We start from the raw sequence: 14252 nt of genomic DNA on the forward strand, positions 1-14252 counted from the left end.
CACACTCACACAGCCTGATACGTGAAGTCGTGGATCACACGCCCTGCAGCCAGCCCCTTCTTCTCGAAGTTGGTGAGCACGCGCCCATCAAATCGAGCGGATTCGGTGAAGTCAGCGTGCGGCAGTTCAGCGGCGACGTCTGCATTGCCTTTGCCGACATGTTCGGTCGGCAGGCTCACGGTCAGCTCGCCCAAGTTCTTGAAGTCAGGTAGCGCATCCATCACTTCGTGCACATGCAACGCGTAGTCCTCGATATCGGTGGCGATGCGCCACACACCGCCTTTCCGCAGCGCATTGTGCACGTCTGATGCAAGTTCCGGTTGCACAATACGCCTCTTGTGATGCCTCATCTTCGGCCACGGGTCGGGGAAGAACGTCCACACTTCATCAGCCACGCCAGCGTCCATTGCCGCAAACAATTCCGGCGCGTTGATCTTGGCGATGCGAATGTTCGTCAAGCCTTGCTTGCCAGCGAGCAGCACGGTGTGCGCTACGCCGGGATCGTAGACTTCGAGCGCGAGGAAGTTGCGTTCGGGGTGCGCGGCGGCGGCCGCGACGACGTTCTCGCCTTGCCCACTGCCTATTTCCACAGTGAGCGGATTCACATTCCCCCAGTGTTTTTCAATATAGCTTTGCGTGAACGAGAACCGCTCGGCCGGATCGAGCGATTCGTCATTCGCCGCGATGTCGGAAAGAATATAGTCGCTCCCATAGTTGTCGATCGCGCGCTGCAAACGCGCGTCCAATCGTGCGGAGCGGCGAACGAACGAGAGAACTTTGCGCCCGTGCAACGGTGAGCTAGTGTGCGCGGATTCGCCCACGTGAACATTCATGTGAGCATCTGTGCGGTCATCGGCGTCGCTGTGAGACGCATGCAAGGTTTCAGCCATGCGTTCCAGTGTATGCGGTCGAGCGAACTTGGTTTTCGCCATCTCGAGTTTTACACTGAAACAGGTGACTTTTTGAGCAGTATTTCAGGCAGTTTGAAGTGTGATGGAAGACACCGGCAACACTCGTCACGCGACGCGCCGAATGTCGATTTGTGTTCGATAGTGTTCGAGTGTTACACTGTAAACGCTCATAAATGAACATTGAAGACAAAAATTAACAACAATGCTCATAGTTGAAGGAAAGGCAGAAAATGACTGTTCTTGTCACTGGTGGCTGCGGCTACATCGGCGCACACGTGGTGTACGCACTGCACGAAGCTGGCGAAAAGGTCGTCGTCGTCGACGACCTGAGCTACGGCAAACCAGATCGCATCGGTGATGCGCATCTCTATGGCATGGATATCGCGGCACCGGGCGCCGATAAGCGTCTCGCCGAGATCATGGAAGCGGAGAACGTGGACTCCGTGATCCACTTCGCAGCACGCAAGCAGGTCGGCGAATCCGTTGAGAAGCCACTGTGGTACTACCAGCAGAACATCAACGGCATGCTCAACGTGCTCGAAGGCATGAAGGAGGCGGGCGTCAAGAAGCTCGTGTTCTCCTCCTCCGCCGCGACGTACGGCGTGCCGCCGGTTGACGTGGTTCCCGAAGATGTTGTGCCGATGATCCCGATCAATCCATATGGCCAGACGAAGCTGTTTGGCGAATGGATGGCACGTGCCTGCGAGCAGCCGTTCGGCATTCGCTTCTGCGGCCTGCGCTACTTCAATGTGGCAGGCTGCGGCCCTGTGCAGCTCGAGGATCCGGCCATTCTGAACCTGATTCCTATGCTGTTCGACCGTTTGAAGAAGGGCAAGGCACCAGCCATCTTCGGCGATGACTACCCGACCCCTGACGGCACTTGCGTGCGCGACTACATTCACGTGTCCGACCTCGCTGACGCCCACCTCGCCGCGCTGAAGTATCTGGATCGCGACGAGCGCAAGTACGATGTGTTCAACGTCGGCACCGGCGAAGGCACGTCTGTGCGCCAGATCGTCGATGAGGTCAAGAAGGTCACCGGTCTGCCGTTCAAGGAAACCGTGATGGGTCGTCGTGCAGGCGATCCGCCGCACCTGATCGGTTCTCCGGAGCGCATCAACACCGAAATGGGTTGGCATGCGAAGTACGATGTGGAAGACATCGTGCGTTCCGCTTGGGATGCATGGCAGGCGAATCCTGAGCACCACATCGACGTCGAGACGTGGAAGCAGACCGACTGAGCGGTTTTCACGGCATAGATGAATAGATACTATTTGGGCGGGGTTCCAATCTTTCAATGGATTGGAACCCGCCCAAATTCGTTCCAGCATCTAGTGCAGCCGTTTAACAAGTGTGCGTTATGCGCGCACTATCATCAACTCACTTGGACTCGCGGTCTTCTTCTTCGAGTTGCTTCTCAACGTAGTCGATGATGTATGGAGCCACTTCCTCGATCTGGTCGATCGCGATTTCGAACTCGCGCGGACCGCCATACCACGGATCCACCAAGTCGATATCGCTTTCATGGCCAGGCTGCGGATCAGGCAGGTTCGGGTCGAAGCTGCGATACATGAACACGTGCGAGCGCTTGCTCAGTGGAAGCTGATGCATCAGTCCTTCCATATGGGAGGCGGTCATCGGCAGGAACAAGTCGGTGTGCTCGATCTCATCGCGTGTGATGCGGTGTGCGAAATGATCCGACGGCACGTCATAGCCGTGTTCGCGCAGCACTTTGACGGCGCGGCGGTCGATCGGGTTGCCGTGTTCTTCGCTACTCACGCCGCTGGATTCGACTTTCACGCGATCCGAGAGACCGCGCTTGTTGAATCCGTCACGCAAAATAATCTCCGCCATCGGCGATCTGCAGATATTGCCGGTGCAAACAGTCATAACAGTGTATGGATGCTGCTTCGTGCTCATTGCTCCTATCTCTCCCCTCACGAGCTCGATGGTATGTGTTTGGTTATTACTCTTCTTCGTTATTGCCGTTTTCACGGTTTCGTTCAAAGGTCAGGTAGCGGAAACGCTTGATGCCGTCAGCCTTCTTGGGCTTCTGCCAGCCGGAATTCTCCACGAGCTTCCATGAGCCGTCTTCCACGGCCGCGCTCAGATCCGGCGCGTAGGCGTCGGCATCCACTTTGGCGTCGATCTGCGTCATGAAGATCTTGGAGGCCAAAGGCAACAGCTGGTTGAATAGCTGCGAACCGCCGATCACCCAGATCTCACTGCGGTCGAGACGTCATCCGGAATCGCTTCCTGACGCGCCATGTCAAGCGCCTCTTCGAGGTTATCGACCACCGTGGCGCCGGGTGCATGGAAGTCGCGGTCGCGAGACACCACGATGTTGTCGCGGTTCGGCAACGGCCTGAACCTCTCGTCAAGAGCCTCCCACGTCTTGCGTCCCATGATCACCGGGTGCGACACGGTCAGTTCCTTGAAACGACGCAGATCTTCCGAAAGATGCCAAGGCATGGCACCCTGATATCCGATCGCACCGGAACGACCTTCTTTGTCGTGCGCTTGCGCCCAGATCAGATTGACGGAGAACGTCTTGGGGAAATCGTCACCCCAATCGTCTTCGAGTACTTCAGGCCCGGCAAATCCGGGCACGGGTTCGTGATAGCCACTGCGGCTACTTCCAGACTCCATTTCTCACTCCTTGAACAAGTGTCAACGGCTTTGAGTTTATAGACGAGGCAAGACGGTTGGAGCTCACATCAACCATTTGCGCACAGTCTTCACGATGCGCGCACAGAGCAGCCACTGTGATGTTTCTCACAATGCAGAACGCGCTTCGAACTGTGTGCTGTGCGTGCACGTTGACGTTGCGTGCACGCGTTGCCGTACTGTCAGACGGCGATCGGCGCCTTGATCGTTGGATGATATTGGTAGTTGACGATCTCGAAATCGCTGTAATCGTAGTCGAACAACGAGTCCGCTTTGTGAATCTTCATCTGCGGGTACGGGTATGGCTCACGGGAGAGCTGTTCGAGTACCTGATCGACGTGATTGTCGTAGATATGGCAATCACCGCCGGTCCACACGAATTCACCGGGTTCCAAGCCGGTCTGCTGCGCGATCATCATCGTGAGCAGCGAATAGCTCGCGATGTTGAACGGCACGCCGAGGAACATGTCGCAGGAACGCTGGTAGAGCTGGCAGCTCAGTTTGCCGTTCGCCACATAGAACTGGAACATCGCGTGGCATGGAGGCAGCGCCATGTTCTCGACTTCCGCGGGATTCCAAGCGGTGACGATCATGCGGCGAGAATCAGGGTTGTGCTTGATCATCTCGACGACGTTGCTGATCTGGTCGATCGTGCGGTCGGGGTCGTCGGCGGTCGGCGCCGGCCAGCTGCGCCACTGCACGCCATACACAGGCCCGAGATCGCCGTTTTCGTCGGCCCACTCATCCCAAATGTGCACGTTGTGTTCCTGCAGCCAGCGCACGTTGCTCGACCCTTTGAGGAACCACAGCAGTTCGTAGGCGATGCCCTTGAAGAACACGCGTTTGGTGGTGAGCAGCGGGAAGCCCTTCGCCAAGTCGAAGCGCATCTGCTGCCCGAATAGCGAGATCGTGCCCGTTCCGGTGCGGTCGTTCTTGAGGTTGCCTTCTTCGAGAATCTTGCGCAGCAGGTTTTCATACGGCATAGGCACATCGGTGTGCGGGCGCGGAGGAATATGGGAGCGGATTTCTTCGAGTTGTGCTTGAGTCAAAGGCATGCCAGCATTGTAAGACGCCGTGCGGATACCAACCCGCTCAGAAGCGCTTGATGCCCAGTGCCATATGGCGTGGCGCGCAGCACAACACACGGTTGGAATGTTCGCGGAGCTTTTATGGTTGGTTGACGTAGTTGCTGTATAGAATTGCAGACGTTACCACACACGAAAGAAGGCTGCCATGAGCAAGCGCATTTGGGTTGAACGCAACAAAGACGGTTCCTGGGACGCGTTTTCTGACGAGGGCGCGCACATCAAGTTCGGCAAGGATCGCGGACAGTTCTCGCCTGGCGATCTGATGAAGGTCGCTCTGGCTGGCTGCGCTGCACTCTCGAGCCAGTTCGCCGTTGAGAACACCGTCGGCGAAGGCAAGGGTGCGAAGGTCGTTGTGGACGGCACGTATGACGCCGACAATGACGCATACATCAATTTCAACGAGACGCTTATGGTCGACGCCGGCGATGCGAACCTGACGCCGGAAGAGGTCGAGAAGCTCAAGAAGCGCATCAAGGCGCACGTTGACAAGGGTTGCACCGTCAAGCACACCTACGAGCAGGTCACGCCGGTGCGCATGGATATTGAGGTGCGTGGCTGAGTTCCACCGCATGCGAATAATCGCACATATTCGTTGCACAGTATGCGCATAGTAAACATCTGAAAAGTCCTCCGCGAGCTTGCCGAGCAAGCATACGCGGAGGACTTTTCATATCGGATTCCTCACAACAACAGGTTGGCGGGCGGTGCCGTTTGCAATGGCACGCCCGCCAACCTATATCCTCATATCCTCATCACAGTTCACCGCTCAGTGAACTGATGCATGCTCACTTGTTGTCTTGCTGATATTCGTGAGCCTTCGGGTCGATGGCGTTTTCGATCTGCTGCTCGACCTCCGGCTTCGCACGCTCGACCGGCATCTCTTTGACGAACTCATCGAGCGACTTGACTTCGGCGGTCTCACCTGCGCTGGTCTCACCTTCCTTCATGCGCTGCTCTTCGGCTTCCACGAACTTGCGCGGCACCACATACACAGGAGATGCGGAGTGCTGCAGCAGACCCTGACTCGTCGAGTTGAGCAGTAGGCCGGTCAGTCCGCCGCGACCGCAAGAACCGACGACCACGATGTCGTGCGTGCGGCTCGCCTTCGTCAGCGTTTCCACCGCGTGACCGGCGACGATCGACTTGCGAATATTGAGCTCCGGGTGGGTGGCACGAATCGATTCGAGGCGCGCGTCGAGCACTCCCTCGAACTTCTGCTTCTCCGCCGCATCATCGAGATTCGTCGACGCCGGAACCACGCTGATCGCGTCGAGTTCCGCTCCCCAATTGCTTGCAAAGTCAGCTGCGATCTGCAATGCGCGCAGTCCCCACTTCGTATCGTCGGAGCCGACGGCGACCTTGGTGATCACGTTGTTCAGATGCAGCAGATTGTCTTTATCGTCGGTGTATGGCACGACGACGATCGGGCAATACGCGTACGCCGGCAGACTCGAGCTCGTTGTGCCGAGCAGACGTTCCGCAAGGCCACCCTTGCCGCGGTTGCCGATGACGATCAGATTGTAGTTGCGAGACAGTTCGACGAACACTGAAGACGGATCGCCGGTGACGATCAGCGTCTGTGCGTCGACGCCCTGCTCGTCTGCGATTGCCTTGGCTTTCGACAGGATCTCCTGCGCGTCGTTGTGTGCCACGTTGTCGTCTCCCATAGACGTGTAGGTGGCGTCAAACGACACTGCGGCATAGCTCGGCAGTGAATATGCGCAGACGATCTGCAAAGACATTCCCATATGCTTGGCGTAGTTCGCCGCCCACCATGTGGCTTTGTAGCTCGCGTGCGAACCGTCCGCTCCCACGAGAATCGTGTTGTCGTTCATATGAGGGACCTCCTTGACCAGCAAATAAACGTTTCCCTGCTATAAGAATACCGTGCCGCCGCTTTTTCGCGTGTTTCGCAGTGAAATTCGCAAACAAAGTCTATTATTCGCGTCTTATATTTCAATTCCTCCGCGTGCTTGCCAGCTGGTGCCAAAGTGACGCGAGCTATATAACGAAGCGGGGCGTGCACCACAAGGTGCACGCCCCGCTGAAAAACTAAAAGTGCTGCGTCACAGAACGCGGCGGATGCTGTATGCAGCGCCACCGAACGCTTCAAGGCTCGTGACCTGCGTGCCTTGTGCCGGATTCAGCGCATTGACGATCATGCCGTTGCCAACATAGATGGCGGCATGGTTGCCGTTGGCGATGATGTCGCCCGGCTGAGCCTGTGCGAGACTCGGAACAGCGGTGCCGACCATCGCCTGAGCACCTGAGGTGCGAGGCAGGCTGATGCCGAACTGTGCGAACACATACATCACGAAGCCGGAGCAATCCCAGCCGCTTGGCGTGGTGCCGCCTGCAACGTATGGAGCGCCGACGAACTGCTGGGCGTATGCCGCAATAGCCGCACCGTTCTTGCTCGTTGGCACGGTTGGCGTGGTCGTAGTCGTTGACTGCGTGGACGTGGTGTCAAGCGATTCACGCTGTTCGCTACGGCTTGCAGCGGCGGCCTGCTCTTGAGCGGCCTTCGCGGCAGCCTCTTCAGCGGCCTTCTTTTCTGCAGCAGCCGCAGCTTCGGCTTCCTTCTCGGCAGTGGACTTGGTCTGAGGAACATCCATCGAGCCAAGGCCACCCCAGTTGGAATCCTTGTCGACATCCGTCGAAGTCGCTTCGGCGAGCAGATTGGTTTTCGCCGTGTTGACCTTCGGGAACGAACGAGTGGAGACGACGTAGTCCGTGCTCTGCGCTGAGTCGGTAGCAATCGCAGCTGGCGCCACGCCAGAGAATGCGAGCGTCGCAGCAATTGCAGCGGCAGCAATCGAAATAGAACGTTTCATAGTAGTCATCGAGACATTAGCTTAGCACAGCCCCTGCGAAGCAATTGTAAAGACCTACAAAAATCTTCGCTGAATATAGAGGATTCATCTAGAGCCTGAACCTGTGACGCCTGCTATTAGGCGGCCTCACATGCCTTGTCGCATATTGGCAAACATATTTGTGCGGCAGCAAATGCGGCTGATGCTCACAACTGCTTCACACAAGAATGCGGGAAGCAGACTACAGGCCGGCGATCAGTAGTGAATGTATTGGAGGTTTTTGGCCTGCTCCGCGGTGAACGTGCGATGGGAGATCACGCCAAGCCCCTTCGCGTTCGATTCGGAGATCTCGATCGAACCGTCTGCGTTGATCTTTTCGACTACAGCCACATGGCCATAGAATCCATCAGCGCCTTCCTGACCTGGGGAGAACACGACGACATCGCCGGTGTTGCGCGCGGTGTTGTCGACCCAATAGCCCATCGACGACGCAGATGCAGCCCACGAGCGGGCGTCACCGAAATACGAGCCGGTGTTCAAACCGAGCTGGGAGCGACGTTCGTATGCCCACCACGTGCACTGGCCGTACGGATAGGCGTTGCCGGTGTCGCCGGTCTCATGGTTGCCGTTGAAGCCCTGCGGCTGCACCGAAGCGAACTTGTCCATCAGTTCGGCGACCTTCGGGTTGTTCGCCACTGCTTTGGTGAGCTTTGCAGATTCGGCGATCGTGTTGCTGTCACCCAAAGCCCAATCACCGCTGTTGCTCGTCGTGGTGGTCTTGCCGTCGGTGCTCACCGTGGCGGTGTCGGTCTGAGCCGCACCGAGATCGGAGAGCATCTCACGTGAATCGGAACGCGAAGCGCTCACATCGCTGATGCGATGCACCTGCGTCGTTTCGGTAGGCGTGCCATCGGCAAACGTGCTGGTGTCTTCGCCCTTCATGAACGCCATCGATGTGGCGGCCGTGCCGACCAGTGCGGCGAGCGAAACGGAGGTGAGCACATTGTGCTTGCGCTGTGCGGCCTTCGCGCTTTGGCGAATGGCCTTACGCGTCAGAGGCGCAACCTCGTTGAGCCTATTGGCCAAAGATTGATTGATGTGAAGTGCTACGGCATCGCCGTTAGCTGCTTGGCGTGCACGAACGGACTGTGCGCAATGAGCGCCCGATGGAGACGCGAACAGAGAGCTCGTCAGGCGCATTGCACCTAACCCTGCGTGGGCTTTCGGGGCCGCATGCCTCATATCGATTAACTCCTTACAACACTTCACCCTGCACGAATGAACGTGCGTTCTCGACTGCTTTGCAAGAATACAACACATCGGGTGTGATTCACAGCACACTTCGTCTCCATAGACGAGCATGCCCACCCAGTCGACTTTCACTATGCTAGGAAACACAAGGGACTTCGTGAAATCGTGAAGATTTTCGCAGTATTTTTGTTTTGCGCACTTTACCGGAGTGTTGTTCGATTTCCCTTCTCCTTATTACTGTGAGAGTATGAGCACAATAACTATTCCGCAATCAATGCTTCCCGACGACGGGCGTTTCGGCTCGGGTCCGACCAAGATCAGGCATGAGCAAATCGAAGATCTGGTGCATGCTGCCGACACTCTGCTGGGCACTTCGCACAGGCAGAAGCCGGTGAAAGCCGTGGTCGAATCCATTCGCGAGGGCATGACCCGATTCTTCAACCTGCCTGCCGGCTACGAAGTGGTGCTCGGCAACGGTGGTGCGAGCGCGTTCTGGGACATCGCCTGCTGTTCGCTGGTCACGCGCAAGGCTGCGTGTGGCGTGTATGGCTCGTTCACGAAGAAGATGGCCGTCAGTGCGGCGAGCGCGCCGTTCCTTGAGAAGCCAGCCGTGTTCGAAAGCGACTACGGAACCTACCGCCTGCCGGAGTTCACCGAAGACGCGGATGCCTATTTCTGGGCGCAGAACGAGACTTCGACCGGCGTGGCAACCCCTGTCAAGCGCGTGCCGGGCAGCGTGGATCAAGGCGCGTTGACGATCGTCGACGCCACGAGTGCCGCCGGCGCCCTGCCCGTTGACATCAGCGAAACCGACGCCTATTACTTCTCCCCGCAGAAGGCCTTCGGTTCGGAGGGCGGCCTGTGGGTGGCCATCCTGTCGCCGGTCGCCATTGAGCGCGCTCAGGCCATCAAGGAGAACGCCACCATTCCAGGATCCATCCGTTGGATTCCTCCGTTCCTCTCGCTCACGAGCGCCATCGACAATTCCCGCAAGAACCAGACGCTCAACACCCCTGCTCTGGCGACGCTCGTGCTCATGGACAGCCAGATTCAATACCTGAACGAGAACGGTGGCATGGATTGGGCTGCCGCTCGTTGCAAGCGTTCCGCGACCATCGTGTATGACTGGGCTGAAGCCAGCTCCTATGCCACGCCGTTCGTCTCCGACCTCGATGCAAGGTCGAATGCCGTGGTCACCGTCGACATCGATGAGAGCATTCCGGTTTCCGACGTGTTGGAGGCCCTGCGTGCCAACGGCATCGTCGATGTGAACGGATATCGCGCGCTGGGACGCAATCAGCTGCGCATCGGCGTGTTCCCGTCCGTCGAGCCTGCGGATGTGGAAGCTCTGACGCATTGCATCGACTACGTTGTGGAGCATCGCTGACGCAACTCACCGCAACAGCGCATCAATACGCCACAAAACGTGAGATGCGTTCGGTATTACGCAGCTTGCGAACATACCATTGAACAAGCTCGGATCACATGTCCCCTCCGTGATCCGAGCTTTTCTATTGCTTTCCAACACCATTTAGAACGGCGTGGATGCCACCAGGTATTTGCCCTGCGGGTCACCTTCGCCGTCGCTGACGGCCTCCACATATGCCCATCCGTCGCTCGCCGGAACGAATACCGCCTGCCCCTGGCGGAGCACCACGGTGTCTTGTTCGCTGCGCACTTTCACACTGCCTTGCGTGCAGACCACCACGCGCGGGCCGGCATGTGGGAACGGCGTCCTGCCACTGATCTGGCGGATCAGCGAATCGTAATGTCTTGCCAGCGAATTGATCACCGGCCACGGCTCATGCTGCACGTCAACCTGCCCGTATGCCAGCATGTATTCGCTCACATCGGGTTTGTAGAACGCGAGGTTGCGCATCAGCATCGTTGCGATCTGCGCGTTCGACGGGTCGACCGGCGTGCTCGTTCTGCAATCCAAGCATTGCAGAACGTTCGTGATGTCTTTGTGCTTGACGGTGAGTCCTGCGCGCAGCACGTTGTCTGAATTAGTCATAATCTCGGCAGCCGTACCATATATATATGCGTGCGGCGTGCCAGTGGGCAGGAACACCGACTCGCCTTCCTGCAAACTCACCGGATTCATCATCAGCAACGCGAGCGAGCTCACATCGCCGGGGAATGCGGACGCCGCTCGAATGGCGAAATCGAATGCGAGATCGTTGCGCGCATGCTCGACTTGCTCGCGTGCGCGGCGCAGATCAGCGAGAAGTTCCTCGGCATTCATCGGCTCAGCGGTGATCGCCGCATGGAATGCGCGGAACAATCGTTTGCGTGACGGCGACCACACCGTTGCGGCGATCGGCATCAACGCGTCGGCGTCGGCGAACGACTCATCTTCACTGCGCAACGCCGCCGAATTCAACGCTTCGACCATGCGCTGAGCAACCGGCAGATGCAATAATTCAAGATTCTTCAACGCGAACGCGCGCGTGGAAAACCCAACGGCGGCGAGAAACGGTTCCAAAGCAACCACCATCTCGCTTTTCTCATTGATGTCTTTGAACGAACGTTCCGGAGCATCAAGCGGTATGCCCTCGCGGTTCTCTTCGTTGAATCCGGCACGAGCCTGGAACGCCACCGGATGCACTTGCAGCGACAGCGGTTCGGTGGCGCTGATCAACTTGAACAGGTATGGGAGCACCGGGCCGAATTCGCTCGAACTACGCGAGCCAACCATGGTCAGCGGTTGTTCCGCAATCATCTGCGTCAACAGCCGCGGCTCGCCGTCGACGATGACGGTTGACGGCGATTGTTCGTGCCCGCTGAACCACATTTCGGCGAGCGGCTGCTCCGTTTCATCGAGATGGAACACGCGCTGCAGGCAACTATGCGACCCCCACGCATAGTGCTTGGGAACAGGGCGAATAGAATACACGGCCTCACCCTTTCGCTCTTCAACTCAATGCCAACGCAATGCTGTGGATTATTGTACGTGGGAATATTGTACGCGACTTCGCGAACCGCACATCATCGCCACACCCGCTCGCCTATGCTCATACCTATGACTAGAGTGGAGGGCATGAAATTCGCTCCGATCTATGACCCGAATGCACGACGCACCAGCCCCAAACCGATGCAGGTGGATTTGCATAAAGTGTTCATTATCGGCACCATCTGCTGGGCTATAGCGCTGATCGTGAGCATCATCGGCTTCAGCATGACGCACACCGCTTCGTTCCATCAGGCGGTGTTCATCTGCGGTTGCGGCGTGCTCGTCGGCATCGTGCTGCTGATCTGGGAGCATTTCGACCGCTCCGACTACCGCCGTCTCGGAGCCGACTGACTCAGCTCTCCGACTTTCCAGAATCCTTCGACAACGGCAGCACCAAGCTGAACGTGCTCCCCTGCCCCGGCCTGCTCCACACCTGCACATTGCCGTGATGCGTGATCGCCACATGCTTGACGATCGACAATCCAAGACCCACGCCGGATTGCGTCCGCTCATTCTGATTCGAGCCGCGGTAGAACCGTTCGAAAATACGCGGTTGCTCGTCGAGCGGAATACCCGCACCCCTGTCTACCACGCGCACCAACGCATCATTGCCGTCGCGCGTGACGCCGACGAGCACGCTCACCGTGGCGTTATCCGGCGAATATTCGATCGCGTTGTCCACAAGTTTGCCGACCGCCGCTCGCACAGCTTCCTCATCACCATGCACCTTCGGATCTGCCGTGGCGTTGACGAGCACACTGATACCGCGCTCCTGCGCTCTGGGCAGCGCGGCACGCACCACATCCTCGACCTGTTCGCGCACGTCGAACTCGTTCCCCTGCGTGGTGTTCACGCGTTCCTGCGCCTTGATCAGCAACAGCAAATCTTTGACCATATGATCTACGTAGCTGCTCGAATTGCGCACATCTCGCGCGGCTTGCGCCACTTCTTCCTGACTCATATCGCCGGTTTCCAACGCGTCTGCGAGACGCTGCAGATCTTCGCTCGGCTTGATGATCATTTCGGAGACGTTCGTGATGAAATCGTCGCGCATCTGCGAGAATCGCACGCTTTCGGAAATATCGTCGATCAGCACGACCACGAATTTCTCGTCGATTCTACCCACGACGATGTTGAGCCAGTTCGGGCGCGACACCGTGCTCGTCTCACGATCTGCGTCTTCCGGCTCGGGCAGCGCGAATCGTTTCGGCGTGGCAGTCGTGATGTTCAACGTCGTTTTACCGCCCTGCTCGCGAATGGTGTGCACGGCGTCGAGCACACGCTGGTCGGCGATTGCGTCGTCGTTGACGATGCCCAGACGGTATGCCGCAGGATTCGCACGAATCACATCGTCGGAATCATCCACCACAACCGAAGCGGCGGGCAGAATGGAAAGCAGCGCAGCCGTCTCGTCTTCGAGTTCGTCGTCATCATCTTCATCTTCTTCGCGAGCGCCGCGTCTGCGGAAGCGCGCGAACAAATCGCTCGCGGAGTCGGGCAGAGACGTGCCATGCGTAATGCGGGAGATGAGCGGCGCGATCAGATCATAGAGCAGCACAAGCAGACCGATGCATGCGCCGACTGCCAGCAAATGAAGGCGATCGCGATGATGACGGTTGTGAACTTCGGCATTGTGTCCTCTCACCTACCCCACGCTCATACTGCTAACCAGCATGCGAGACACCGCAGTATTCTCACATGCATATCGCAGTGCTGTTATTCAACCATACTGTAAACTGCCACACAAAAAACACTGCTGCACGCGTTCGATGTGTTGCCTCGCGCTCGGGCATGGGAATCGTTTACAATGAATGCGGGAAGCAACCATGAAAGGGATGACATGCGCGTAATTTTCAACGAGGGACTCAAAGCGGTCGCCGACAATCTCGATCTCATGGCACGCAATGTGCGCGATGCCATTCGACTGTCTGGCGAAGCACTCCTCAATCAAGATCTCGACGCCGCGCAAACGGTGATCGACAACGATGCCAATATTGATGACTTGTCGGCAAAGATTCTCGATCAGTGCGTGGAACTGCTTGCTCGGCAGAATCCCGTGGCCACCGACCTGCGTGTGGTTGTGGCGACGATGCGCTTGGCCACCACGTTCGAACGTATGGGTGATCTTGCGCGCCATATTGCCGAAGCTGCGCGCCGCACCTACCCGAACTCCCCTATTCCGGAGAATCTGACCGGCACATTCACGCAAATGCAGCAGTTCCTTGATATTACCGGCGGGCGAATCGTCGACATGCTCGTCGACCGAGACACGAGCATTGCCGACCAGATTATTCGAGATGACGATAAGCTCGACGAATTGCACCGTCAGATCATGCAATATGCGGACGGCCCGGATTGGAAGGGCACGAACGAGCAGCTCATCAACGTCGTGCTGATCGGGCGTTTCATGGAACGTCTCGGCGATCACGCGGTGTCTGCAGCACGCCGTGTGGTGTTCGTGGTCTCCGGTTTTGACCCGTCGAAGACGCCGACGCGTGACGAGGGCACCGATATCGACTGATGCGGGCGTTTGCTCCGGCGCAGTAATTCACTGATTATTAGTTGACAT

At 57.6% G+C, this 14252-nt stretch carries 13 protein-coding genes and 1 pseudogene; 5 read left to right on the forward strand and 9 right to left on the reverse strand.

What is annotated here, in order from left to right; genetic code table 11:
- Nucleotides 1–5 precede the first annotated feature (5 nt).
- Nucleotides 6–833 (reverse strand): tRNA (guanosine(46)-N7)-methyltransferase TrmB, encoded by an 828-nt coding sequence (gene trmB / locus GSD1FS_RS06110; protein ID WP_155588916.1) that lies wholly within the window; start codon nt 831–833, stop codon nt 6–8.
- 308 nt (nt 834–1141) lie between these two features.
- Between trmB and galE the strand changes: the two genes are divergently transcribed.
- Nucleotides 1142–2152 carry a UDP-glucose 4-epimerase GalE gene (gene galE / locus GSD1FS_RS06115; protein ID WP_155588849.1) on the forward strand — a complete coding sequence of 337 codons (1011 nt, stop codon included), beginning with the start codon at nt 1142–1144 and terminating at the stop codon, nt 2150–2152.
- Between the two features lie 139 nt (nt 2153–2291).
- On the opposite strand, the gene GSD1FS_RS06120 is transcribed toward galE, so the two are convergent.
- From GSD1FS_RS06120 to GSD1FS_RS06130, 3 genes and pseudogenes are all read right to left on the reverse strand, one after another.
- Nucleotides 2292–2831, reverse strand: a complete 540-nt coding sequence (locus GSD1FS_RS06120) for a low molecular weight protein-tyrosine-phosphatase (protein ID WP_155588850.1) — start codon at nt 2829–2831, stop codon at nt 2292–2294.
- 46 nt (nt 2832–2877) lie between these two features.
- Nucleotides 2878–3560: pseudogene (locus GSD1FS_RS06125) on the reverse strand (dihydrofolate reductase).
- A gap of 200 nt (nt 3561–3760) precedes the next feature.
- Nucleotides 3761–4633 carry a thymidylate synthase gene (locus GSD1FS_RS06130; protein ID WP_155588851.1) on the reverse strand — a complete coding sequence of 291 codons (873 nt, stop codon included), beginning with the start codon at nt 4631–4633 and terminating at the stop codon, nt 3761–3763.
- Between the two features lie 178 nt (nt 4634–4811).
- On the opposite strand from GSD1FS_RS06130, the gene GSD1FS_RS06135 reads away from it, so the two are divergent.
- Nucleotides 4812–5225, forward strand: a complete 414-nt coding sequence (locus GSD1FS_RS06135; protein WP_155588852.1) for an OsmC family protein — start codon at nt 4812–4814, stop codon at nt 5223–5225.
- A 226-nt stretch (nt 5226–5451) separates the two neighbouring features.
- Here the strand turns inward: GSD1FS_RS06135 and GSD1FS_RS06140 are convergent, their stop codons facing one another.
- The 3 genes from GSD1FS_RS06140 to GSD1FS_RS06150 form a co-directional block, all read right to left on the reverse strand.
- Nucleotides 5452–6501, reverse strand: coding sequence for a universal stress protein (locus GSD1FS_RS06140; protein ID WP_155588853.1), 1050 nt, complete (start codon nt 6499–6501; stop codon nt 5452–5454).
- 231 nt (nt 6502–6732) lie between these two features.
- A complete protein-coding gene (locus GSD1FS_RS06145) occupies nt 6733–7500 on the reverse strand; it encodes a C40 family peptidase (RefSeq protein ID WP_155588917.1) in 768 nt (255 codons plus the stop codon).
- 234 nt (nt 7501–7734) lie between these two features.
- Nucleotides 7735–8721: a CHAP domain-containing protein gene (locus GSD1FS_RS06150; RefSeq protein WP_155588854.1), complete on the reverse strand. Its 987-nt coding sequence runs from the start codon at nt 8719–8721 to the stop codon at nt 7735–7737.
- Nucleotides 8722–8977: 256 nt separating this feature from the next.
- Between GSD1FS_RS06150 and serC the strand changes: the two genes are divergently transcribed.
- Nucleotides 8978–10117 (forward strand): phosphoserine transaminase, encoded by a 1140-nt coding sequence (gene serC / locus GSD1FS_RS06155; RefSeq protein ID WP_155588855.1) that lies wholly within the window; start codon nt 8978–8980, stop codon nt 10115–10117.
- Between the two features lie 144 nt (nt 10118–10261).
- Here serC and manA read toward each other — a convergent pair whose 3' ends face one another.
- On the reverse strand, nt 10262–11626 hold the full coding sequence (gene manA, locus GSD1FS_RS06160; RefSeq protein ID WP_343030226.1) for a mannose-6-phosphate isomerase, class I: 1365 nt from the start codon (nt 11624–11626) through the stop codon (nt 10262–10264).
- Nucleotides 11627–11770: 144 nt separating this feature from the next.
- On the opposite strand from manA, the gene GSD1FS_RS06165 reads away from it, so the two are divergent.
- Nucleotides 11771–12034, forward strand: a complete 264-nt coding sequence (locus GSD1FS_RS06165) for a DUF2530 domain-containing protein (RefSeq protein WP_155588919.1) — start codon at nt 11771–11773, stop codon at nt 12032–12034.
- A gap of 1 nt (nt 12035) precedes the next feature.
- Here GSD1FS_RS06165 and GSD1FS_RS06170 read toward each other — a convergent pair whose 3' ends face one another.
- Nucleotides 12036–13328, reverse strand: a complete 1293-nt coding sequence (locus GSD1FS_RS06170; protein WP_343030227.1) for a sensor histidine kinase — start codon at nt 13326–13328, stop codon at nt 12036–12038.
- Nucleotides 13329–13523: 195 nt separating this feature from the next.
- Here GSD1FS_RS06170 and phoU point away from each other — a divergent pair, with 195 nt between their 5' ends.
- Nucleotides 13524–14204, forward strand: coding sequence for a phosphate signaling complex protein PhoU (gene phoU / locus GSD1FS_RS06175; RefSeq protein ID WP_155588856.1), 681 nt, complete (start codon nt 13524–13526; stop codon nt 14202–14204).
- Nucleotides 14205–14252: the final 48 nt, after the last annotated feature.

The sequence above is a fragment of the Bifidobacterium canis genome (assembly GCF_009727065.1).
In the GTDB taxonomy this organism is placed as follows: Bacteria; Actinomycetota; Actinomycetes; order Actinomycetales; family Bifidobacteriaceae; genus Bifidobacterium; species Bifidobacterium canis.